The sequence below is a fragment of the Chromobacterium sp. Ag138 genome (assembly GCF_055181315.1).
Map to the genome: position 1 here is coordinate 1223384 of NZ_JBUPWA010000001.1, position 19722 is coordinate 1243105.

The window sequence follows — 19722 nt, forward strand, 5'->3', positions numbered from 1 at the left end:
GGCGCCGGCTCATTTGGCCCGGCACGCCCGCCACATCATATATATCCAATCGCCGGCGCCCAGCTTGGGACGCTGCCCGAACACGTCGCCGCCAGACGCGTGCAGCTTGTGCAGAATGCGGTCACCGCCCATCACGATCAGCCTCAGCTCCAGCCCCAGCCTGCCGCGCAGCGTTCTGCCCAGCGGCGCGCCGGCCTGCAGCATCTTGCGAGTCCGCTCCACCTGGTACAGCATCAATGCCCGCCACTTGGCATCGAAGCGGCCGGCGGCGATCTGCGCCTCGTCCACGCCGAAGCGGGCGAGATCCTCCTGCGGCAGATAGACCCTGCCCTTGCCCCAGTCCACCGCCGCATCCTGCCAGAAATTGATCAGTTGCAAGGCGGTGCAGATGCCGTCGGACTGCGCCAGGCTGCGCGCGTCGCTCTCGCCGTACAACGCCAGCATCAGCCGGCCGACCGGATTGGCGGAGCGGCGGCAGTAGTCGACCAGCTCGGCGAAATTCTGGTAACGGGTCTTGGCCACGTCCTGGCGGAAGGCGGACAACAGATCGCGGAACGGCTGCAATGGCAAGGCGTGCGCGGCGATGGCCGACGCCAGCGGCGCCATCAACTCGATTCTCGTCGGCTCGCCCGCCGCGATGCGGTCCAAGTCGGCCTCCAGGCGATCCAGCTCGGCCAGGCGTTCGGCGGGACTGGCGTCGCCCTCGTCGGCCACGTCGTCCGCATAGCGGGCGAAATGGTAGATGGCGTGGACCGCGCGCCGCATCTTGCGCGGCAGCAATAGCGAACCCACCGGGAAATTCTCGTAGTGGCCGACCGACATCGCGCCCTCCTGCGTATCCGAGCCGCCGATTATACCCGACGCCCCCTTGCAGCGTCCTGCCCGCTGACAATGCCATGCCCGCATGTCCTGAGCCATGCCGACGGCGCCGCCTGGGCAATTTTCACTTTTTGCACGACAAGGTATTTACAAGCGCAAAATACACGCATAGAATGCCCAGCACTGTGAACGCAGCGACGGACCAACGGGGGTATAGCTCAGCTGGGAGAGCGCTTGCATGGCATGCAAGAGGTCAGCGGTTCGATCCCGCTTACCTCCACCAACCAACTGCTTCACAAAGAAAAAGCCTGCAACAGCAGGCTTTTTTGCATTCCAGACCGACAAAAGGCCGCCCAAGGCGGCCTTCCAACTCAGATTTGCACCAAATCCCTGGCGCCGGCCGTCAGCGTGGACACGTACTCCGCCGTACGGGCCTCGCGCGGCGCGCCGAATATCTGCGCGGTGGAGCCCGCCTCGACCACGCGGCCGTTTTCCAGAAACACCACATCGCGGGCGACGCTGGAGGCCAGCCGCAGATCGTGCGTGGCCATCAGCATGGTGACGCCGTCGGCGGCCAGCTGGCGCAACACCGCCACCACTTCCGCAGCCAATTCCGGGTCCAGCGCCGACGTCGGCTCGTCGCACAACAAGAGCTGCGGCGACGGCGCCAGCGCGCGGGCGATCGCCACCCGCTGCTGCTGGCCGCCCGACAGCGTGGACGGCCAGGCGTCGGCCTTGTGCGCCATGCCCACCTTGTCCAGCAGCTCGCGCGCCCGCGCCTCGGCCCGGTCTCGCGACCAGCGCTGGACGGTCAACAGCCCTTCCATCACATTCTGCAGCACGGTCTGGTGCGGGAACAGCTGGAAGCTCTGGAACACCATGCCGGTGACGCGGCGCACGCGCAGGATGGCGTCGCGGTGCAGCTTCCTGCCGCGCTCGAAACGCAAGGTCTCGCCGGCCAGCTGCAGTTCGCCACCATCCGGCGTCTCCAGCAGGTTGGCGCAGCGCAGCAGCGTGCTCTTGCCGCTGCCGGACGGGCCGATCAGCGCGGTGACGCCGCCCTCGGCCAGCTCCAGCCCGACATCGTGCAGCACGGTCTGCCCGCCGAAGGATTTGACGATACGGCTCAGCTTGATCATGACGCGGCCCCTACCGGCGCCACATGCCGGTCAAAACGTTTTTCCAACCGTTCCTGCAGCCAGGTCAATACGGTGCTCAACAACAGATAGATCAGCGCGGTCTCCAGATACAGCAGCAGCGGCTCGTAAGTGGTGGCCGCGATGCGCTGCGCCGCCTGGAACATTTCCGGCACCGTCAGCACCGCCGCCAGCGAGGTATCCTTCACCAGCGAGATGAAGGAGTTGGCCAGCGGCGGCACCGCCACCCTGCCCGCCTGCGGCAGAATGGTGCGGCGCATCGCCTGCGACCAGCTCATGCCCAGCGAATACGCCGCCTCCCACTGCGCCTTCGGCACCGACGAAATCGCCGCGCGTATCACCTCCGAGGTGTAGGCGCCGACGCTGAGCACAAAGCCGAGCAGCGCCGCCGGAAACGGATCGAACACGATGCCGACGCGCGGCAGCCCGTAAAAGATCACGAACAGCTGCACCAACAGCGGCGTGCCGCGCACTAGCCAGGAATAGCCGCGCACCAGCAAAACCAGCGGGCGCGGCCCGAACAGCCGGACCAACGCCACAAGCAAACCCAGCGCCAGGCCGCCGGCGAAGGACAACAAGGTCAGCGGCACGGTGAACACCAGGCCGGCATACAAAAGGGACGGCAGCGAATCCGCCATCAACTGCAACCACGGGGGCATTGCCGCTCCTCAAATCAACGCGACACGTCGGCGCCGAAATACTTGTGGGAAATCTTCTGATAGGTGCCATCGGCCTTGATCGAGGCCAATGCCTTGTCGATGGCGGCCTTCAGCTCCGGGTTGCCTTTGCGCAGCAGCACGCCGGACGCGTCGCCGTTCGCCTCGGTGGCGGCCACCTTCAGGCGGGACTTGGGCTGCTTTTTCTTGAAGTCGAGGAAGGACAGGCTGTCGTTGATGGTGGTTTCCACCCGGCCGGACTCCAGCAGCGCGACCGATTCGTTGAAGCCCTGGGTCGGCACGATCTCGGCGCCGTAGCGCTGCGCCAGCTTGCCGAAATTGCTGGTCAGGGTGTTGGCCGACTTCCGGCCCTTCAGGTCCTCGAAACGCTTGATGTCGCGGTTGTCGTCGCGCACGATCAGCACCGCCTTGGAGACGATATAGGGAACGGAGAAGTCGTATTTGACCTTGCGCGCGTCGGTGATCGCCACCTCGTTGATCACCACGTCGTAGCGCTTGACGTCCAGGCCGGCGATCAGGCCGTCCCATTTGCCTTCGACGAATTGCGGCTTGACGCCCAGCTTGGCGGCGATCGCCTGGCCGATCTCCACGTCGAAGCCGGTCAGGCCGCCCGCGGCGTCGTGATAGGTGAAGGGCGCGTAAGTGCCTTCGGTGCCGATTTTCAGCACGCCGGCCTTGCGGATGTCGGCCAAATCGTCGGCATGGGCCGCGGAGCCTGCCGCGGCGAGAATCAGGGCGAATGCTGCGTTCAGTTTCTTCATTGTCCACTCTCCAGAATATCATTCCTCCAGCCTGGATTCGGCCGGGCATGGCGATACCATATCAGGCGAAAATTAGAACACTAAGTAATATTATTTTACTTTGTTATTCTTAAAACACATATAAATGCCCGCGCAGCCTGCCGCAAGGCATTCGACAGCGGCCATGCTAATCAAAATAGATAAATTATGCGTTTTTTCAAAATATTTTCACAAAGCGCTTGCATCAGTAATTTGCTGCATGTATAGTTCGCCTCCTGTCGAGACCGAACGGTCCCGCGAAAGCGAAATCGACAGATCTGTGGGGGTATAGCTCAGCTGGGAGAGCGCTTGCATGGCATGCAAGAGGTCAGCGGTTCGATCCCGCTTATCTCCACCAAAATTCAGTCCCTATCGTCTAGAGGCCTAGGACACTGCCCTTTCACGGCGGCGACCGGGGTTCGAATCCCCGTGGGGACGCCAAAGCTTTATCTGGGGGTATAGCTCAGCTGGGAGAGCGCTTGCATGGCATGCAAGAGGTCAGCGGTTCGATCCCGCTTATCTCCACCAAACTACAATTAGGTATTACGTCCCTATCGTCTAGAGGCCTAGGACACTGCCCTTTCACGGCGGCGACCGGGGTTCGAATCCCCGTGGGGACGCCAGCATTATGGGGGTATAGCTCAGCTGGGAGAGCGCTTGCATGGCATGCAAGAGGTCAGCGGTTCGATCCCGCTTATCTCCACCAATTCAAAAGCCGAAATCTTATGATTTCGGCTTTTTCTTTTTATTTTTCCAAAAAGCTGCACCAATGAAAATTGGCGCCGCTGGCGCCAATTCTCTCCCACCCCGAAACTCAGCGAATGCTCTTGCGGAACTGCCCTGCCAGACCCGCCAGCTTGCCGGCGTAATCGGGATCGGTCGCATAGCCGCCGCGCGCCAAAGCGTCGGCAAAAGCCTTCGCGTCGCCGCCGACGCCCAGCGCCGCGCGATAGCGCGGATTCGACGCCAAAAGATCGGCGTAATCGTCAAATGCGGCGCGGTAATCCGGATAAGCGCGGAACGGCTCCACCCTGCTCTGCTTCTGGCCGTGGATGAACTCGGTAGTCAGCGCCGTCGCCACTCCGCCGCGCCAGCGCGCATCCGCCTTGATGCCGAACAGGTTGTGGCTATTGCCGCCGTCGCTGCGCATCAGCGGCTTGCGCCCCCAACCCGACTCCAGCGCCGCATGGGCGAGCACCAGATCCGGCGCCACGCCCAGGCGCGCCGCCGCGGCCTGCGCGTGCGGCAGCATCTCCTCGACAAAGCCCTGCCTATCCGGCGGCACCGCCGAGAAATCGGCCGCGCCGGCGCGCAGCTGCTGCTGAACGCGCCAGGCCTCCGGCGACAACTGCTGCGCCGAGCCCGACTCTCCGGCGGCGATGAAACGCTCCACTTCGGCGCGCACGCCGGCGAACTGCTCGGAAAAACCGGCGCCCTCGGACGGCAAGCTCAAGGGCAAAGCCACCGCGTCCGACAAGGCTGCCGCGCCCGCCGGCTGCCACCCCTCACTGCGCTGCGTAAACATCGCTCTCGCCCTCCAGCACGCGCTGCAGCAACTGCCTGCGCTCCTGCAGCAGCTGGCCATTGCGCAGATTGCGCTCGCGGCAATCGGCTATCAGGGCCCGCAAACGACGCCAATGCGCGTCGCCCTGCTCGCGCAAGGCTTGCGGCAAAACCTTCAGAACTTCAGCCATCGACCGCTCCGCCCCCGGCGGCAGCAGCGACGCCACCAATCCCAGGCGCTCCCGGCGGCTGCGCTCCAGCTTGTCGCACTGCGCGGCGATTTCGCCGGCGCACCGCTCCAGCTCCGCCGCGTCACGCTCCAGCGCTGCGCGGAATTGCCGCTCCAGCAAAGCGTTCAGCCGCGGATAGCCGGCGAGGTCTTCGCCTACGGTGGCGAACAATCGGCGGTAGAGCTGCTTTTTGTCCATCAGCGGCCGCCGTGGTACTGCTCGACCAAGCCCGCCAGCCGCGCAGGATCGAAACGGACTTCGCCCTTGGCCAGCGCGGCGCGCACCGCATCCACCTTGGCCTGATCGATTTCCGGCATGGCTTGCAGGGCGGCTGCCAGCGGCGCCTCGCCGCTGGCAGCCGGCGAAGCCGCGCGACGGGCCGCGTCGGCCGGCGCCGCGTTTTCGGACTTGCCCGCCGCGGCTTTTTCGCCGCGCCAGGTGGAAAGAGAGGAGATCTGCATCTGTCTGCCTAGCAACTGTATGGGTGTGATACCAATACAGGGCGACCCGCGGCCGCCAAACTTAAACCTTGAAAACAAAAAACCGCGCGACTCGATGTCGCGCGGCCTCTCCGCCGGCTTAGAAATTCTCCGGCAACATCTTCAGCACCACGATTCGCCTGTTCTCCAGGCGAATGTAATGGCCGTAGACCAATTCCTTCAGGATACGCGCCACCATCTCGCGGGAGGAGCCGATCTGGTCGGCGATTTCCTGCTGGGTCAATTGCTTGCGCAATATCAGCACGCCGTCCTGTTCGATCAACATCTGATTGATCAGGATGCGCACCCGGCCATAGACATCCAGCAGGGCCAGATTGCGCGCCAGCGTGGTCATGTGGCGCACCAGCGAAACCAGGTAGCGCATGATGCTGCAGCGGACCCTGTCGCAATCGGGCAAGCCATCCTCGCTGTCGAACACCTGCCTGAGCGCTTCCCGCGTGAACCTCAGCAACACGCTGTCCTCGTCCGCCACCACGTTGTTGCCGCGCTCGCCGCAATCGACAAACGACTCCATGCCCAGCAACTGGCCCGGCATGACCATCTGCAGCACATACTTCTTGCCGCTGGCTTCAGACACATAAACCTGCATGCACCCATCCAGCAACAGCCCTACGGAATCGGATTCATCTCCCTCCTCGTAAAGGGATTCGCCCTTCGCCAGACGCACTGTCTCGGAACATTCCACGACATGGTCCAACGCCTCGTCTTCCAAATGACCAAACAGCGGCGTCTGCCGCAACATCTGCCTAACTTGTTCTTGATTCATCTCGGTAACACGTCCCCGACTACCAGGCAAGCTCGCAAACCAAACGAAAATGCAGGAGTCATTATTTATTGTTTACTGTATGAGATATGACTCATACAGGTGACATTGTTATCAACGATGGGGAAATTGTAAATAATTTGATTAAAATTTATGTGAAAAAAGCACAGAAAAAACTTCTTGAAACAAGATTTTTTCTGTGCTTAACAAATTTTAACAGCAAATTACTGCATACCGATGGTATTCGACCTTAATTTTTTTAATTCATCTGCATTTGGTAGCGCTAACGCAACACCTGGCGGCGCGCCTTTCGCCTCCGCCGCGGCGCCGAACATCGACACCACCGCCTGGGCCTGCCCCGAGGTCAGCACCAAAAGCTCGATCCGGCGATTCAACGCCGCCAGCGGATGCTGCTTGTCCAGCGGCGCCCGCTCCGCCATGCCCACCACCTGCAGCACCGAATCGCCGGCCAGGCCGCCCTGCATCATGTGCAGGCGCGCGGCCATCGCGCGGTTGCTGGACAGCGACCAGTTGGACATTGCGCCGAAGGCGCCGGCCCGGTGGTATTGCGCGGCATCGGTGTGGCCGACCACCAGCAGGCGGTTGTCGATCTCGCCGAGCATGGCGCCGATCTGCTGCAGCAGACCGCGGAAACGGGGATCGACGATGGCGCTGCCGCGCTCGAACATGCCTTGCTGATCCGTGTCGTGCAGCGTCACGCGCAGGCCGTAGGGCGTGATCACCGTCTGCAGATTGCTGGACAGCCCCGCCTTCTGGCTCATTTCGGACAGCTGGGCGGCCAGCTTGCGCAGATCGGCCTCGCTGTCGTAGCTGCGGCGCGGCAGCTCGGGCTGCTCGCTGGCGCGCTTGTCGCTGTCCCTCACCGCCGACTTGCTGGCTACCTGGCTGCCGGTCTGGCCGGGGATGGGATCGCGCGGAATCAGCGTGCCGGGCGGATTGCCCATGTGGTCTATCTGCCGGCCGTTGCCCTGCAGCAGCGGACTGCCGCCGGACGTGGTCAGCAATTGCTGCAGGTTTTCCTGATCGCGGGCGGCCAGCACCCACAGCACCAGGAACAGGCACATCAGCGCCAGCACGAAGTCGGCGAACGCCACTTTCCAGGCGCCGCCGTGGCCCTCTTCCGCATTGCGGCGGGACACTTTCTTGATCACCGCGCCTTCGTGATCGCCCTTGTTCTTCTGGCCGGCCATCGCTTAACCCAGCCCTTCCATCGCGTTGATCCACGACTCGAGCTGCGAGAAGCTGGGCTTGGTGTTCAGCTGTACCAGGCGGCGGCCGGCGTCGATCGCCAGCAGCGGCGGCTTGCCGGACACGTGGGTGGTCAGCACCACTTTCACCGATTCGAAATTGGACAGCTCTTCCTTGACCAGCTGGTGCATCACATTGGACAGCGGATCCAGCACGCCATAGCAGAAGAAAATGCCGATGAAGGTGCCGACCATGGCGGCGGCGACGCTGGCGGCGATCTCGCCGGCGCTGGCGCCCTGGGCGACGGTGTTCATCGCCATCACGATGCCCAGCACCGCGGCCAGGATGCCGAAGCCCGGCATCGCCTCGGCGATCTTGTGCAGCGATTTGGAGGGCTGGATCAGTTGCTCATGGATGGCGTCCAGCTCCTGGTCCAGCACGCCCTCCAGCTCGTGGGCGTTGATCTTGCCCATCGCCATCAGGCGGAAGTTGTCCACGATGAAGGCCAGCAGCTTGCGGTTTTCCAGCACCATCGGATAACGGTTGAACAGCGGGCTCTGGCGCGGCGCTTCCACGTGCTGGTCCAGCGCCTTCAGGCCGCGGCTGGCGGTGATCAGCAATTCGTACATCAGCAGCAGCTGCTGGCGCTGGAATTCCGCGCCCTGCTTCTTGCGCACCACCACGCGCTTGATCTGGCCGCCCATCTCCTTCAGCACGTGCGGCGGGTTGCCCAGCACCACCGCGCCCAGCGCCGCGCCGCAGATGATCAACAGCTCGGTCGGCTGCCAGATGATGGACAGCACGCCGCCGTGCAGCATGAAGCCGCCGAATACGCAAACCAGCACGATCAGAATGCCAAACAATTGCTGCATGGGGTGTTTCCTTGCTTCAGGCCGCCATCAGGCAGGCCTGCATCTTTTTCAGGGCGCTCTTGTTGATCTGGCAGATGCGGGCCTCGGTCAGCTCCAGCACCGCCGCGATCTCCTTGAGACTCAGTTCGAACTCGTAATACAGCTGGATCACCTGCCGCTCGCGCTCGTTGAGCGCGGTCAGCGCGCGCGCCAGCTCGCTTTGCCGCTCCAGCCTGGCCTCCGGCGAGCCATCCGCCGCCAGCTCCATCCCGCCGGCCACCAGTTCGTCGAAGCTCGCCATCGCCTCGGCGTTCTCGGCCAGCAGCGCGTCGCGGTAAGCGTCGGCGTCCAGCCCCAGCAAGGTCATCGCCTCCGCCTCGGTAGGCTCGCGCCGAAGCTTGCGCCTCAGCTCGCGCAGCCCGTCGCGAACCCGGTGCGCTTCCTGCCGCACCGCGCGCGGCCGCCAGTCCAGCCGCCGCAATTCATCCAGGATGGCGCCGCGGATCCGCAGCATGGCGAAGCCGGCGAAGCGCTCGTCCGGCTCGCCGCCGTAGCGGCGCAGGCAGTCCAGCAGCGCCATCAGGCCGATCTGCTCCATGTCCTCGCGGTCGAACACGCCGCCGGCCTGGCTGGAGAGCTGGCGCGCGGCGCGCTTGACCAGCGGCGCGTAGGTCGCCAGGTGCCGGGCCTCTTCGACGGCTTGGGACGGCTGCTCGTAGCTCTCGGCGTACATCGCGCTTACTCGATGATCAGCTTGCTGACCATCACCTCGGTGAACGGCTGCGCGCGCGCCTCCCGCGCGAAGGTGGCGCGGTAGGAGCGGTCCAGCAGCTTCTGGAAGTCGTCGATGTTCAAGGCGTTGGCGCGCTCGCGCGTCAGTTGCGACAGCGCGCGCACCGCCACGCTCTTGAGCAGCGGCAGCTGCTCCTTCACTTTGCCCTCGTTTTCCGCGGTGCTGCGGAACACCAGGTCCACCGCCATGTAGCGGGCGTCGCCGCCCGACTCGCTCTTCAGCATCACGATGATCTTGTCCAAGGTGACAAAGCGGTAATCCACCGGCTGCGGCTTGGCGGGTTCGGCATGCGCCGCCTGCTGGTAGTACCACCAGCCGCCGCCGCCGATGCCGGCCACGCCGGCGGCCACCAAGGCGGCCACGATCAGGGTCCTGCTATTCATCTATCGATATCCTTCGCTGTCTCAGCCCTGATCCAATTGAAACGAGCCGGCCGTCTGCCAGCCCTGTTCGCTCAGCGCCCGGCCCGGCTGCTGCTGGGCCTGCTGTTCGCGCCCCTGGCGGCCGCCCTGACCCTGCCCGGACGGCATGCCTTCGCGCACTTCCACCGCCACCTGCGTGTACTGGCGGCTGCCCAGATCCTGGCGCAGCGCGTCGCCTATGCCCTGCAACTGGCGCACCACCTCGCCATGCGAGGCGGTCAGCTCCACGACCAGCGCGCCGGCCTGGTGGCGCAGCGAGATTTCCAGCGTGCCCAGCGACGGCGGGTCCAGCCGCAGCGTCGCGCGGTCCATGTTCTGGCTCGGCATCAGTTGCACGCGCTCGCCCAGCGCCGCCTGCAGCTTGCCGCTCCAGCTCTCCGGCTGCGCCGGCGGCAAGGCCAGGCTGAAACTTTCCGCTGGTTTGGCGGCATCGGCCGGATGAGCCGGCGGCAAGACCGCGGCGATGCCGTCCAGACGCGGCGCGGCTTCGCGCGGCATGGCCAGATCCGCCGGCTGAGCCTGCAAGGCCTTGTCGGCCGGCTTGTAAGACGCTGGTGCGGCATCCGGAACCGACGCGGCAACCTTGCCCGCGTCCGCTGGCGCTTCGGCATCCGCCGTAGGCGCCGCCTGGCGCGGCATCAAGGCCTGCCAGGTTTGCGGCTGCAACGCCGGACTCAGCGCGGCCTGATCCACCGGCTGGCGCGCCTTCTCGTCCTCGCCGCCGCCAACCGCGGCATTCTGATCGACAGCCGCCGGCATGGCCGGCAGGCCTTGGCGAACCGCATCCGCCAAGAAAGCCGGCTCTTGCGCCGCCTCCTCGATGTCCGGCGACTGCCGCGCGCCGGCGTCGGACATCGCGTCGGCGAAGCCCGCCGCCGGATCGGCACTCATCCACGACAGGTCGTCCATCGCCTGACTGACTGCTGCGTCGCCGCTCCCCGCCTGGACGGGGGAAACGGGCGCGGATTGCGGCGGCGCCACTCTGCTCATGCTTGTTCCCATTCACTGAATTGCGCGTAGGCCAGACGGCCTTCGCGCTGTTGTCCCGCCTCTGCCATCTTCGCGCTCAACGCGTCCAGCTCGGCTCCGCTCACGGCCAGCGCGGCGCGGTAGGCGGCCGACAAGGCCGCCCTGTCATCCGCGTCCAGGCTCAGTCCGGACTCGGCCAACAGCCGGCGCAGCCGCGCGTCCATGGCCGTCAACGCGTCCCAGTCCCGCCGCTCCGCCGCATCGGCGATGGCCTGGCACCAGCGTTCGACCTCAGGCCGCGGCATGCTGGTCCCGCACGCCTATCCAGCCGCCCTTGAGCGTGACCAGCAGCTTTTCCGCCTCGTCCAGCGCCACGGCGTCAAGCTCGACGCTGGCCTGGTACAGGCGATGGGCGCAGTAGTCGTACAGCCGCGCCAGATTGGTCACCACCTCGCCGCCGGTTTCGAAATCCAGCGCGCTGGACAAGCCGTTGAGGATGTTGATGCACTTGCTGATGCTCTCGCCCTTCTGCTCGAAGCGCTGCTGCTGCAAATGGCCGCGGGCGCGGGCGATTTCCTCAAGAAGGCCGTCGAACAGCACCAGCACCAGTTCCACCTGGCTGGCGGCGCCGGTCTGGGCTTCCAGATTGACCGCGTGGTAGCTGCGATAGGCGTCGTAATCCACGATTTCGATCCTGCTTTCTTTAGATTCAGAAGTTGGAGTTGAACATGCCCATGGTCTGGGTCATCTGATCCTGCATGCTCTGCAATTTGGTGAATTGCGCCAGATAGCGGTTGTAGGTCTGCTCGAAAGTCTTCTGCAGCGCGTCCTGCCGCCGGGTCAGATCCTTCTGGCCGCGGTCTTCGCTGTCGCGGCGCTGCTTGATCAGGCCGTTGCTGCCGTTCAGCCACTTGTCCAGATAGTCGGCGCTCTGCTTCAGCGCGCCGTTCTGGCCGGCGCCGCTGAAGAAGCGGTCCAGCGCGTCCGGGCTGGCCTTCAACGTGTCGCCCAGCTTTTTGCTGTCCAGCGCCAGGGTGCCGTCGCGGCTGGCCTTGATGCCCATCTGGCCCAGCGTGACGCCGTCGAAGGATTGCCGCAGGATGGCGTTCAGCTGGCTTTTCAATGCGCGGATGCTGGAGTCGTCGGCGAAGGCCGCGCCCGGTTTGCCATTGCTGCCCGGCTGCGACAGATCGGAAATCGCCTTGTAGATCTTGTTGTACGCGTCGACGAAAGACTGGACGTTGGCCGTAGTGTCGCTGTCGCCGCGGCTGATGGAAATCTGCAGCGGCGGATCAGTGTCCTTGCTCACCTTGTTGACGGTGAAGCTGACGCCCTCGATGTTGTCGAAGGTGTTGGAGCCTTGCTGCAACTTGACGCCGCCGGCCTTGCCGCCCAGCCAGACGACGGCGTCCTGCGCCTTGCTCAGCTCCTTGGGCGCGGATAGTCCGTTTTTCAGGGAACTGTCGCTCACGCCGGCCAAGTCCAGGGAGATGGTGTTCTTTTCGCCGCTCTTGCCGGCAGAAAGCACCAATTGGCTGGCGCCATTGTTGTTCAGCACCATGGCGTTTACCTTGCCGGCGTTGCCGCTGGCGCGGTTGATCGCCAGCGCCAGTTCGCTGGGCGACAGCTTGCCGTCGTTGTCGCGGTCGGCGCCGTCCAGCGCCACTTCGAAGCTTTCGCCGCCCGCCAGCTTGACGGTGAACTTGTCGCCGGCCTTGGCGCTGGCGCCGGCCAGATCGCCCATCAGCAATTGCTGGGAGCTGGCCAGTTGCTCGACGTACACGCTGTAGTTGCCGGCCTGGGCATTGCCCTTGGCGCTGACGGTGGCCATGCCGTCCGGCGTGGCGCTGGCGTTCATCGCCACCAGGCTCTTCTTGCCGGTCAGCGTGGTCAGGCTGGTCTTGTAGTCCTGAAGCGCTTTCTGCAACTGGCTCAGCGCGTCGGTTCTCGCCTTGGCGTCCTTGCTCTGGGTGTCCAGCTGGGCCTGCTGCTTGCTCAGTTGCTTGCGCGCCAGGTTTTCCGCCCAAGTGGAGGGCGGCACCGCGTTGAAGTCGATCGCCATCAGTATTCCTTTCGTCCGCTAACGGTATGTACCGATGCAAGGCGACCATCGCCCGCCACGACTGAAACGACGTGAATATTCACCACTAGCCGCGCCCTCTCAGCCAGGCTTGGCCGGCGGTCTCGTCGGTGCGCTTCTGCTCCGCCCGCCCTTGCTCGGTCCGCCATTCCAGCAGCTTCTCCTCTCGCAGCAGCTTGACCTGCTCTTCCCGCCGGCGCGCGTCCTGCAAGCGCGAGCGGCTGACTTCGGCGTCGGCCTGGGCCAATTGCAAGTCCTGCTGCTGCGACTGGCGCAGGCCCAGCAGATGGCTCTTGTAGCCGGCGCAATTGAGCGCCAGCGCCGGGTGGCCGGCCGCGGCGCTCGGGCCGCTGGCCGCGCTGAGCTGGTCCAGGCGCTCGATATTGCGCCGGTAGCGCTCCTGCAGCCGCCGCTTGGCGGCCAGCTCGGTCTCCAGCCTCTCGCCGTCGCGTTCGCGCAGCCTGAGCAGCAGATCCAGTTGTCGTATCGGTTGGTTCATGCGCCGGCGAGCTCCTGCAATTGCCTGAGGGTGTCGTCATAGGGCGCGGCCTCGCCGGCGCCCTGGCAAAGAAGCGCCTCGATGCGCGGCTGCAACCGCAACGCGCGGTCGGTGGCCGGATCGGCGCCCGGCACGTAAGCGCCCAGCGGCAGCAGGCCGCGCACTTCCTGGTAACGGCTCCAGGCGCCGCGAACGTCGCGCGCGGCGGCGGCGTGTCCGCCGTCGATCAGCTGGCTCATGCAGCGGCTGACCGAACGGGAAATGTCTATCGCCGGGTAGTGGCCGCGCTCGGCCAGCTCCCGGCTCAACACGATGTGTCCGTCCAGAATGGCGCGGGCGGTGTCCACCACCGGGTCTTGCTGGTCGTCGCCCTCGGCCAGCACGGTGTAAATGGCGCTCATGCTGCCCTCGCCGCCCTCGCCGTTGCCGGCGCTTTCCGCCAGGCTGGGCAGCAGGCCGAACACCGACGGCGGATAGCCGCGCGTGGCCGGCGGCTCGCCCAGCGCCAGCGCCACTTCGCGCTGCGCCATCGCGTAGCGGGTCAGGGAATCCACCAGCAGCAGCACGTTGCGGCCGCGGTCTCGGTAATGGGCGGCGATGGTGTGGCACAGCTCGGTGGCCTTCAGCCGCATCAGCGGCGACTCGTCGGCCGGCGCCACCACCAACACCGCCTTGGCCAGCCCCTCCGGCCCCAGCGCGTGCTCGACGAACTCGCGCACTTCGCGGCCGCGCTCGCCGATCAGGCCGACGACGACGACCTCAGCCTCGGTGTGGCGGGTGATCATGCCCAGCAGCACGCTCTTGCCGACGCCGGAGCCGGCGAACAGGCCGACGCGCTGGCCGCGGCCCATGGTCAGCAGGCCGTTGATCGCGCGCACCCCGACATCCAGCGGCCGGTCGACCGGTTTCTTCCTCAAAGGATTGACCTGCGGCGGATGCGCGGCCAGCGGCGCGTCGCCGCCCAGGCGGCCCTTGTCGTCCAGCGGCTCGCCCAGGCCGTTGACGATGCGGCCGAGCCAGCCGTCGCCTATCATCAGCCCGCCATTGTCCGGCGCGGGCAGCACCCGCGCGCCGGTGGCGAGGCCGACCGGCTTCTTGAACGGCATCAGGAACGACACTTCGCGGCGAAAACCCACCACCTGCGCCTGCAGCCAGCCGCCGCCGGCGGTTTCCACCAGGCAGCGCTGCCCGGTGTGCAGCGGACAGCCCACGCTTTCCAGCAGCAGTCCGTTGACGCCCACCAGCTTGCCGCTGACGGTGGCGACCGGCGCGTCCGGCACGGAAAGCTGGCTGAGGGCCTGACGCAGCATCGCTTAGCCCTCTTCCGCTTGCAGCTGTTCGCGCAGGCTGTCCACGCAATGCTCCAGCCGTTGCTGGCAGCCGGCGTCGGCCTCGAACTCGGCGCCGCGCACCCGGCATTCGCCCGGCGCCAGCGACGCATCGGCGCTCAGCTTCCATTGCGCGGCGCGTTCCGGCGCCAGTTCGCGGATGCGCTGGCACTCTTCCGGATTGAGCAACACCTCCGCCTCGCCCTGCGCGTGGGCGCCCTGCGGCAGCGCCGCCAGCGTTTCCTCCACCAGGTCGAGGATCTGCACCGGCTTGAGCGCCAGCTCGCAGCGGATCACCTGGCGGGCCACCTTGGCCACCAGGTCCACTACCTCGTCGCGCTGCGCGGCCTGGTAGTCGCGGCACAGCTTGCTCAGTTGTTCGATGGCCGCCGCCAGCGGCGCGCCCAGGGTTTCCAGCCCGGCCAGCGTCTCGGCGCGCGCGGCGGCGACGCCTTCGGCGCGGCCCTGCTCCAGGCCTGCCTGGTAGCCGGCGTCGCGGCCGGCAGCCTCGCCGCTGTCGAAGCCCTCGCGGTAGCCGGCATCCATGCCCTGGCGGAAGCCGTCCGCGGCCGAGGCTTGCACTTCGGCCGCGGCGTCGGGCGCCAGCGGCGCGCCGTCTATCAGCGGCGGGAATCGGAAGGGGCGCCAGTGCTTCACTCGACCACTTCCTCAGGGAACAGCTGCAGGTCGATCTCGCCGGCGTCCGCCAGCTGCTTGACCTGGGCCATGATGTCGCGGCGCGCCTCCTCGACGCGGCTCTTGGGCACCGGCCCGGAACGGCGCATGGTGGCCTCGAAGTTCTGCGCCTGGCGGCGCGGCATGGTCTGGATGATGGCGTCGCGCACCGCGGGCTCGGCGCCCTTCAGCGCGATCGCCCACTGCTCCAGCGGGATGTCCTCGCAGATGCGCATCAGCACTTCCTCGGTCTGGCGCGACAGGATGAAGAAGTCGTACATCCGCACCTCGATCTCGTCGACGATCTCCGGATCGTGCGCGCGCAGCAGCTCCATCATCCGGCTGCGGTCGCCCGGCAGGCGGTTGATGATGTCGGCGGTCTGCTGCATGCCCTCCACCGCGGTGCTCTGGGTGTGCAGGCTCTCCAGGCAGCGGTTGACCAGTTCGTCCAGCTCGTTCAGCAGTTCGCGGTCCACGTCCGTCAGGCGGGCGACGTTGACCAGCACGCCGTCGCGGCTGGCCTCGGGCAGCGCCTCCACCACCTGGCCGGCCAGCGCCGGCGGCAGGAAGGCGAGGAAGACGGCCTGCATGCGCACGTGCTCGGCGGCGATGCGGTCGGCCAGCCACTGCGGCGACACCCATTGCAGCCGCGCCATCTTGGGACGGATCGCGTCGCCGTAAATGGTGTCCAGCACGCTGCCGGCGATGTCGCCGCCCAGCGCCAGCTCCAGCGAGCGCTTGAGGAAGCTGCGGCTGGCGCCGTGCACGCCGCTCTGCTCGCGGTATTCGTCGAAGAAGCGCTGCATCGTCGTCCTCACCGCGTCCACCTTGATGCCGCTCATGCCGGACATCGCCTGCGTCACTTGCAGCAGCTCCTCGCGGCTCAGGCAGCGCAGCACCGCGGCGGCGGGCTCCTCGCCCATGCACAAGAGCAGCACCGCGGCCTGCTCGATGGCGCTCATCTGGCCGTTGCCGGCCGGCGGAGAAGGCGGAATGTAGGCCGGGGATTCCGGCGCCGGATTATTGTTTGCGTCCATTGTTCTGCACCCATTGCTTGACCACTTCGGCGACGCGCTCCGGCTCCTTGGCAGCCAGGCCCTTCAGGTGTTCCACCATCACGTCCACCGGCGAGCCGGCGGGCGGCAGGTCGTAATTTTCCAGCAGCGGCACCACCGGACTGTCTCCGGGCGCGGCCGACAGCGCCGCCTGGCGCTGGGTCGCGGTTTCGCGCAGCGAACGGTTGTCCAGCAGCGGATCGTCCGGCGTCACGTCCAGCTCGTCAGGCGTGTAATCGCCCAGCTTGCGCTCGGCCAATTGGCGGGCCAGCTTGAGCAGCGGCCGCGCCAGCAACAGGTAGGCCAGCAGCAGCGCCACGCCGTAAACCGCCCAGCGCGCGCCCTCGAACCAGGTTTCCGGCTGCTCCCAGAACGGCTCCGCCTGCACCGGCCGCGCGAAGCGCAGCGTGGACACCGCCAGCACGTCGCCGCGGTCGGCGTTGATGCCCAGGCCGTTGCGCAGCAGCTTGTCGATATTGGCCAGCTCGGCCGGCTGCCAGCCCTTGCCGCCCGGAGCGGCGGCCTGGTTCAGCGCCACCGCCACGCTGAGGCGGCGCAGCGTGCCGCGCGCGCGCTTGATGTTGGTGATGTTGCGGTCGTACGCGTACTGGCGGGTAACGGCGTTCTTGCTGTTGCCGGCCTTGTCTGCGGCCGGGGACGAGGAATCGGTGTTGACCGGGCGGTTGCTCAGCGAGCCCGGCACGCCCAGCGCCATCCGCTCGGTGCTGGTCTCCTCGCGGGAAGCCTCGTTGGTGACCTTGGGCGCCTCGCCGTATTTCTCGCGGGTTTCCTCGACGCGGTCGTTGTCGACGTCGGCGGTGACGCTGACCTTGTAGTTGTCGGCGCCCAGCGCCGGGGTCAGCAGGTCGCGCACGTTCTGCAGCGCCTCCTCGCGGAAGCGGCGCGACGCCTCGCTGTTGTTGCCGGCGATGCCGCCGTCGCTCAGGTCGACGTGGGCGGACAGCAGGTTGCCGGCCTGGTCGACCAGCGTCACCTGGGACGGATCGAGCGAGGCCACGCTGCCGGCCACCAGCTTGACCACGGCGGCGATCTGCTCGCTGGACAGCTGCTGGCCCGGCTTCAGCGTCACCACCACCGAGGCGGAACCCTTCTCGCCGCCGGCGGTGACGAAAGAAGTGCTGCGCGGCAGCGACAGGTGCACCCGCGCCGAGCGCACCGGATCGAGCGCCTGGATGCTCTGCACCAGCTCGCCCTCCAGGCCGCGGCGGAAGCGCACGTCCTGCACGAACTGGCTGACGCCCAGCGGATCGTTCTTGTCCAGCAGCTCCAGGCCAGCCGGCAGCTGGGCGACCACGCCCTTGGCCGCCAGCTGCATCCGGGCGCGGGCCAGATCGCCGTCGGGTACCAGCACCTGGCCGGTCTGCGGATGGACGCGGTAAGGAATCTTTTCGGCGTCCAGCACCGCCATCATGTCGGCGCCGCTCACTTTCTCCTGCGCGCCGAACACCGGGCGATAGCTGGAGTCGTCGCGCCACAGCCACAGCGTGGCCACCACGCTCAGGCCGATGGCCAACAGCACGATGGGCAGCAGGTAGCGCCAGGCGTTGGCGGGCACCAGCTGGCGGCCCGCCATTCTTTGTTGAACCGCGGCCAGGCCGCTGCGCAATTGTTTGACCACAGTCGGCTCCCGCTTACAGCTGCATCTTGATCAGATCGTCGACCGCGCCGACCACCTTGTTACGCACCTGCATCAGCATCGAGAACGACAGGCTGGCTTCCTGGCTCATCAGCATCGCGCCGACCAGGTCGTCGCTCTGGCCGCTGTCCACCTCGGTCATCTTCTCCGCGGCGAGGCGGTTCTGCTGATCGACGTCGCGCACGGCCGACATCATAGACTGGCTGAAGCTATGGCCGGCGGCGGGGGCTTCTTCCTGCGCGGCGATAGGCGCGGGGGCGGATTGCCCCAGTTTCGCCATCTCCCCCAGCAACTGGCTGCGGTCGGCGTGGATCATCAAGCCCAGATTGGTGGCCATCGTTCATCCTTAGAAAAGCGGTCTCGAAACTACTCGGTCAACCTGCAGCGCTTGTTAAATGCAGGCTGGCGGATTTTAAACTCACCGCTTTATCATACCGATGGTATTTTTCACATTCCCAGCCGTGAATTTTCCCCCTTTACCGTTGGCGGACAGCCAGTAAGATGCACACTCCCAGCAATAGCCGGGGGCTGCCGCGCAGCCGCCCGCCACGATAACGAAGCTCCGATGCCCAAAGCCAAAATCATCGCACCGCAGGAAGGCGCCCGCCTGCAGGCCTTGGACCTGCGCACGCTGGGCCGCCCGATACACCTGCTGCCGCTGTTTGCCCGAGCCTTGCGGCAGGAACTGGATGACTTTCTCGAACGCGAGCTGAACCGCCGCTACCACGCCGGCTTCCGCATCGACGCGCTGCGCCAGCAGCTGCCGGCCGCCGACGAGCTGCGCTGGCAGTGGCACGGACTGGACGACTGGCAGCTGGGCAGCCATTTCGACCGCGGCCTGCTGCTGGGCATACTCGATTACCGCTTCGGCGCCCGCGCCGCCGCGCCGGACGGCGAACTGCCGGCCGAAACCGAAACCGAGCGCCGCCTGGCCCGCACGCTGGCCGAGCGGCTGCTGCCGCGCCTGGCCCGCGCCATCCATCAACTGGGCCATGCCCCGCAGGCGGACGCACCCAAGCCGCAAGCGCTCGGCTATCCGGCCCAATCCGCCTGGCAGCTGGAAGTGGATCTCAGCGACGGCGACGCCAAGCTGGGCACGCTGCGCCTGCGGCTGAACGCCGCCGCCTTCGACGCCCTGCTGCAAAACCTGTCCGGCCAGCGGCAGCGACTGGGCGGCAACGCCGACTGCGCCAACTTCAGCGAGCGGCTGCGCATCCGCCTGGACGCCCGCCTGCTGGAGCAGGCGCTGCCGCTGGGCGCGGTGCTGGACCTGCGCCCGGGCAGCGTGCTGCCCGTCGCCATGCAGCCTCACGCCGAAGTCTGCGCCCAGGGCTCGCCGCTGTTCCGCGCCCAGGTGGTGGAGCGCCAGGGCAAGCTCTGCCTGTCCGGCTTCGCCGACATCGAATAAACCAAGGAACCCGCAATGGAACAGAACCAAGACTTCGACCTGGACGGCATCCTGGACGGCCTGGACGCCGACGCGCCAGCCGCCGCCGAACCCGCGCCGGCCCCGCGCGACATGACGCCCTTCCTGCGCAAGATTCCTGTCAAGCTGACGCTGGAAGTCGGCAGCGCCGACATCAGCCTGGCCGACCTGTGCCAGATCGGCGCCGGATCGGTGGTGGAGCTCGACAAGATCGCCGGCGAACCGCTGGACATCAAGGTCAACGGCACCGTAATCGGCCGCGCCGAGGTGGTGGTGTCCGGCGACAACTACGGCCTGCGGGTGGTGGAACTGAACGACCTGCAGCTGGAC

At 66.3% G+C, this 19722-nt stretch carries 24 protein-coding genes and 6 tRNA genes; 8 read left to right on the top strand and 22 right to left on the bottom strand.

The features are described from left to right. Positions 1-9 precede the first annotated feature (9 nt). Positions 10-822 (bottom strand): squalene synthase HpnC, encoded by an 813-nt coding sequence (hpnC, locus tag ACY3GB_RS05315; protein WP_463087840.1) that lies wholly within the window; start codon positions 820-822, stop codon positions 10-12. A 204-nt stretch (positions 823-1026) separates the two neighbouring features. Here hpnC and ACY3GB_RS05320 point away from each other — a divergent pair. After that, a tRNA-Ala gene (locus tag ACY3GB_RS05320) sits at positions 1027-1102 on the top strand. 88 nt (positions 1103-1190) lie between these two features. Here ACY3GB_RS05320 and ACY3GB_RS05325 read toward each other — a convergent pair. The 3 genes from ACY3GB_RS05325 to ACY3GB_RS05335 are packed head-to-tail and all read right to left on the bottom strand — an operon-like array spanning position 1191 to position 3414. Next, positions 1191-1958 (bottom strand): amino acid ABC transporter ATP-binding protein, encoded by a 768-nt coding sequence (locus tag ACY3GB_RS05325; RefSeq protein ID WP_463087841.1) that lies wholly within the window; start codon positions 1956-1958, stop codon positions 1191-1193. Beyond that, positions 1955-2635 (bottom strand): amino acid ABC transporter permease, encoded by a 681-nt coding sequence (locus ACY3GB_RS05330; protein WP_463087842.1) that lies wholly within the window; start codon positions 2633-2635, stop codon positions 1955-1957. Before ACY3GB_RS05330 ends, ACY3GB_RS05325 begins: the two co-directional genes overlap by 4 nt. Positions 2636-2649: 14 nt before the next feature. Beyond that, a complete protein-coding gene (locus ACY3GB_RS05335) occupies positions 2650-3414 on the bottom strand; it encodes an amino acid ABC transporter substrate-binding protein (RefSeq protein ID WP_104947563.1) in 765 nt (254 codons plus the stop codon). 300 nt (positions 3415-3714) lie between these two features. On the opposite strand from ACY3GB_RS05335, the gene ACY3GB_RS05340 reads away from it, so the two are divergent. From ACY3GB_RS05340 to ACY3GB_RS05360, 5 genes are all read left to right on the top strand, one after another. Continuing rightward, positions 3715-3790 (top strand) — tRNA-Ala (locus ACY3GB_RS05340). Between the two features lie 7 nt (positions 3791-3797). Continuing rightward, positions 3798-3873: transfer RNA gene (locus ACY3GB_RS05345), tRNA-Glu, on the top strand. Positions 3874-3884: 11 nt separating this feature from the next. Then, positions 3885-3960: transfer RNA gene (locus tag ACY3GB_RS05350), tRNA-Ala, on the top strand. A 19-nt stretch (positions 3961-3979) separates the two neighbouring features. After that, positions 3980-4055: transfer RNA gene (locus ACY3GB_RS05355), tRNA-Glu, on the top strand. Between the two features lie 7 nt (positions 4056-4062). After that, positions 4063-4138, top strand: a tRNA-Ala gene (locus ACY3GB_RS05360). A gap of 108 nt (positions 4139-4246) precedes the next feature. Here ACY3GB_RS05360 and flgJ read toward each other — a convergent pair. The 18 genes from flgJ to ACY3GB_RS05450 form a co-directional block, all read right to left on the bottom strand. Next, positions 4247-4957 (bottom strand): flagellar assembly peptidoglycan hydrolase FlgJ, encoded by a 711-nt coding sequence (gene flgJ, locus ACY3GB_RS05365; protein WP_463087843.1) that lies wholly within the window; start codon positions 4955-4957, stop codon positions 4247-4249. Further along, positions 4938-5363: a flagellar protein FlgN gene (locus ACY3GB_RS05370; protein WP_463087844.1), complete on the bottom strand. Its 426-nt coding sequence runs from the start codon at positions 5361-5363 to the stop codon at positions 4938-4940. The genes flgJ and ACY3GB_RS05370 overlap by 20 nt, the downstream gene beginning before the upstream one ends. After that, entirely contained in the window at positions 5363-5704 is a 342-nt protein-coding gene (flgM, locus tag ACY3GB_RS05375) for a flagellar biosynthesis anti-sigma factor FlgM (RefSeq protein ID WP_463087845.1), read from the bottom strand. The genes ACY3GB_RS05370 and flgM overlap by 1 nt, the downstream gene beginning before the upstream one ends. A 40-nt stretch (positions 5705-5744) precedes the next feature. Continuing rightward, a complete protein-coding gene (locus ACY3GB_RS05380; RefSeq protein ID WP_463087846.1) occupies positions 5745-6431 on the bottom strand; it encodes a Crp/Fnr family transcriptional regulator in 687 nt (228 codons plus the stop codon). Positions 6432-6652: 221 nt separating this feature from the next. After that, positions 6653-7639, bottom strand: a complete 987-nt coding sequence (locus ACY3GB_RS05385; RefSeq protein ID WP_231153582.1) for a flagellar motor protein MotB — start codon at positions 7637-7639, stop codon at positions 6653-6655. A gap of 3 nt (positions 7640-7642) precedes the next feature. Then, complete coding sequence (gene motA / locus ACY3GB_RS05390) at positions 7643-8509, bottom strand: flagellar motor stator protein MotA (RefSeq protein WP_021475129.1); 867 nt, start codon at positions 8507-8509, stop codon at positions 7643-7645. Between the two features lie 16 nt (positions 8510-8525). Beyond that, positions 8526-9221: a FliA/WhiG family RNA polymerase sigma factor gene (locus ACY3GB_RS05395; RefSeq protein ID WP_463087847.1), complete on the bottom strand. Its 696-nt coding sequence runs from the start codon at positions 9219-9221 to the stop codon at positions 8526-8528. A gap of 5 nt (positions 9222-9226) precedes the next feature. Next, positions 9227-9664: a flagellar basal body-associated FliL family protein gene (locus ACY3GB_RS05400; protein WP_463087848.1), complete on the bottom strand. Its 438-nt coding sequence runs from the start codon at positions 9662-9664 to the stop codon at positions 9227-9229. Positions 9665-9685: 21 nt separating this feature from the next. Then, complete coding sequence (locus ACY3GB_RS05405; protein WP_463087849.1) at positions 9686-10693, bottom strand: flagellar hook-length control protein FliK; 1008 nt, start codon at positions 10691-10693, stop codon at positions 9686-9688. Continuing rightward, positions 10690-10977: a hypothetical protein gene (locus tag ACY3GB_RS05410; RefSeq protein WP_463087850.1), complete on the bottom strand. Its 288-nt coding sequence runs from the start codon at positions 10975-10977 to the stop codon at positions 10690-10692. The genes ACY3GB_RS05405 and ACY3GB_RS05410 overlap by 4 nt, the downstream gene beginning before the upstream one ends. Further along, a complete protein-coding gene (fliS, locus tag ACY3GB_RS05415) occupies positions 10964-11356 on the bottom strand; it encodes a flagellar export chaperone FliS (RefSeq protein WP_166438216.1) in 393 nt (130 codons plus the stop codon). The genes ACY3GB_RS05410 and fliS overlap by 14 nt, the downstream gene beginning before the upstream one ends. Before the next feature lie 25 nt (positions 11357-11381). Further along, positions 11382-12734, bottom strand: a complete 1353-nt coding sequence (gene fliD, locus ACY3GB_RS05420; protein ID WP_463087851.1) for a flagellar filament capping protein FliD — start codon at positions 12732-12734, stop codon at positions 11382-11384. An 85-nt stretch (positions 12735-12819) separates the two neighbouring features. Further along, on the bottom strand, positions 12820-13251 hold the full coding sequence (gene fliJ, locus ACY3GB_RS05425; RefSeq protein WP_343479243.1) for a flagellar export protein FliJ: 432 nt from the start codon (positions 13249-13251) through the stop codon (positions 12820-12822). Next, positions 13248-14561 (bottom strand): flagellar protein export ATPase FliI, encoded by a 1314-nt coding sequence (gene fliI, locus ACY3GB_RS05430; protein ID WP_463087852.1) that lies wholly within the window; start codon positions 14559-14561, stop codon positions 13248-13250. Before fliI ends, fliJ begins: the two co-directional genes overlap by 4 nt. Before the next feature lie 3 nt (positions 14562-14564). After that, on the bottom strand, positions 14565-15236 hold the full coding sequence (fliH, locus tag ACY3GB_RS05435) for a flagellar assembly protein FliH (RefSeq protein WP_463087853.1): 672 nt from the start codon (positions 15234-15236) through the stop codon (positions 14565-14567). Further along, positions 15233-16291 (bottom strand): flagellar motor switch protein FliG, encoded by a 1059-nt coding sequence (locus ACY3GB_RS05440; RefSeq protein WP_021477814.1) that lies wholly within the window; start codon positions 16289-16291, stop codon positions 15233-15235. The genes fliH and ACY3GB_RS05440 overlap by 4 nt, the downstream gene beginning before the upstream one ends. Beyond that, complete coding sequence (gene fliF, locus ACY3GB_RS05445) at positions 16275-17948, bottom strand: flagellar basal-body MS-ring/collar protein FliF (protein ID WP_463087854.1); 1674 nt, start codon at positions 17946-17948, stop codon at positions 16275-16277. The genes ACY3GB_RS05440 and fliF overlap by 17 nt, the downstream gene beginning before the upstream one ends. Before the next feature lie 13 nt (positions 17949-17961). Continuing rightward, on the bottom strand, positions 17962-18303 hold the full coding sequence (locus ACY3GB_RS05450) for a flagellar hook-basal body complex protein FliE (RefSeq protein WP_021477812.1): 342 nt from the start codon (positions 18301-18303) through the stop codon (positions 17962-17964). A gap of 228 nt (positions 18304-18531) precedes the next feature. Here ACY3GB_RS05450 and ACY3GB_RS05455 point away from each other — a divergent pair, with 228 nt between their 5' ends. Beyond that, positions 18532-19374, top strand: a complete 843-nt coding sequence (locus ACY3GB_RS05455; RefSeq protein WP_463087855.1) for a FliM/FliN family flagellar motor switch protein — start codon at positions 18532-18534, stop codon at positions 19372-19374. 15 nt (positions 19375-19389) lie between these two features. Beyond that, positions 19390-19722: flagellar motor switch protein FliN (gene fliN / locus ACY3GB_RS05460; protein WP_463087856.1), on the top strand; the 333-nt coding region annotated here is incomplete at its 3' end.

What these genes read in the sequence shown, in the direction of transcription:
- ACY3GB_RS05385 (WP_231153582.1), bottom strand. Translation starts at nt 7,639, where the DNA reads ATGGCCGGCCAGAAGAACAAGGGCGATCACGAAGGCGCGGTGATCAAG.
- ACY3GB_RS05410 (WP_463087850.1), bottom strand. Translation starts at nt 10,977, where the DNA reads ATGCCGCGGCCTGAGGTCGAACGCTGGTGCCAGGCCATCGCCGATGCG.
- ACY3GB_RS05330 (WP_463087842.1), bottom strand. Translation starts at nt 2,635, where the DNA reads ATGCCCCCGTGGTTGCAGTTGATGGCGGATTCGCTGCCGTCCCTTTTG.
- fliJ (WP_343479243.1), bottom strand. Translation starts at nt 13,251, where the DNA reads ATGAACCAACCGATACGACAACTGGATCTGCTGCTCAGGCTGCGCGAA.
- ACY3GB_RS05380 (WP_463087846.1), bottom strand. Translation starts at nt 6,431, where the DNA reads ATGAATCAAGAACAAGTTAGGCAGATGTTGCGGCAGACGCCGCTGTTT.
- ACY3GB_RS05450 (WP_021477812.1), bottom strand. Translation starts at nt 18,303, where the DNA reads ATGGCCACCAATCTGGGCTTGATGATCCACGCCGACCGCAGCCAGTTG.
- flgJ (WP_463087843.1), bottom strand. Translation starts at nt 4,957, where the DNA reads ATGTTTACGCAGCGCAGTGAGGGGTGGCAGCCGGCGGGCGCGGCAGCC.
- hpnC (WP_463087840.1), bottom strand. Translation starts at nt 822, where the DNA reads ATGTCGGTCGGCCACTACGAGAATTTCCCGGTGGGTTCGCTATTGCTG.
- ACY3GB_RS05405 (WP_463087849.1), bottom strand. Translation starts at nt 10,693, where the DNA reads ATGAGCAGAGTGGCGCCGCCGCAATCCGCGCCCGTTTCCCCCGTCCAG.
- ACY3GB_RS05370 (WP_463087844.1), bottom strand. Translation starts at nt 5,363, where the DNA reads ATGGACAAAAAGCAGCTCTACCGCCGATTGTTCGCCACCGTAGGCGAA.
- ACY3GB_RS05440 (WP_021477814.1), bottom strand. Translation starts at nt 16,291, where the DNA reads ATGGACGCAAACAATAATCCGGCGCCGGAATCCCCGGCCTACATTCCG.
- fliD (WP_463087851.1), bottom strand. Translation starts at nt 12,734, where the DNA reads ATGGCGATCGACTTCAACGCGGTGCCGCCCTCCACTTGGGCGGAAAAC.
- ACY3GB_RS05335 (WP_104947563.1), bottom strand. Translation starts at nt 3,414, where the DNA reads ATGAAGAAACTGAACGCAGCATTCGCCCTGATTCTCGCCGCGGCAGGC.
- ACY3GB_RS05400 (WP_463087848.1), bottom strand. Translation starts at nt 9,664, where the DNA reads ATGAATAGCAGGACCCTGATCGTGGCCGCCTTGGTGGCCGCCGGCGTG.
- fliI (WP_463087852.1), bottom strand. Translation starts at nt 14,561, where the DNA reads ATGCTGCGTCAGGCCCTCAGCCAGCTTTCCGTGCCGGACGCGCCGGTC.
- ACY3GB_RS05395 (WP_463087847.1), bottom strand. Translation starts at nt 9,221, where the DNA reads ATGTACGCCGAGAGCTACGAGCAGCCGTCCCAAGCCGTCGAAGAGGCC.
- motA (WP_021475129.1), bottom strand. Translation starts at nt 8,509, where the DNA reads ATGCAGCAATTGTTTGGCATTCTGATCGTGCTGGTTTGCGTATTCGGC.
- ACY3GB_RS05455 (WP_463087855.1), top strand. Translation starts at nt 18,532, where the DNA reads ATGCCCAAAGCCAAAATCATCGCACCGCAGGAAGGCGCCCGCCTGCAG.
- ACY3GB_RS05325 (WP_463087841.1), bottom strand. Translation starts at nt 1,958, where the DNA reads ATGATCAAGCTGAGCCGTATCGTCAAATCCTTCGGCGGGCAGACCGTG.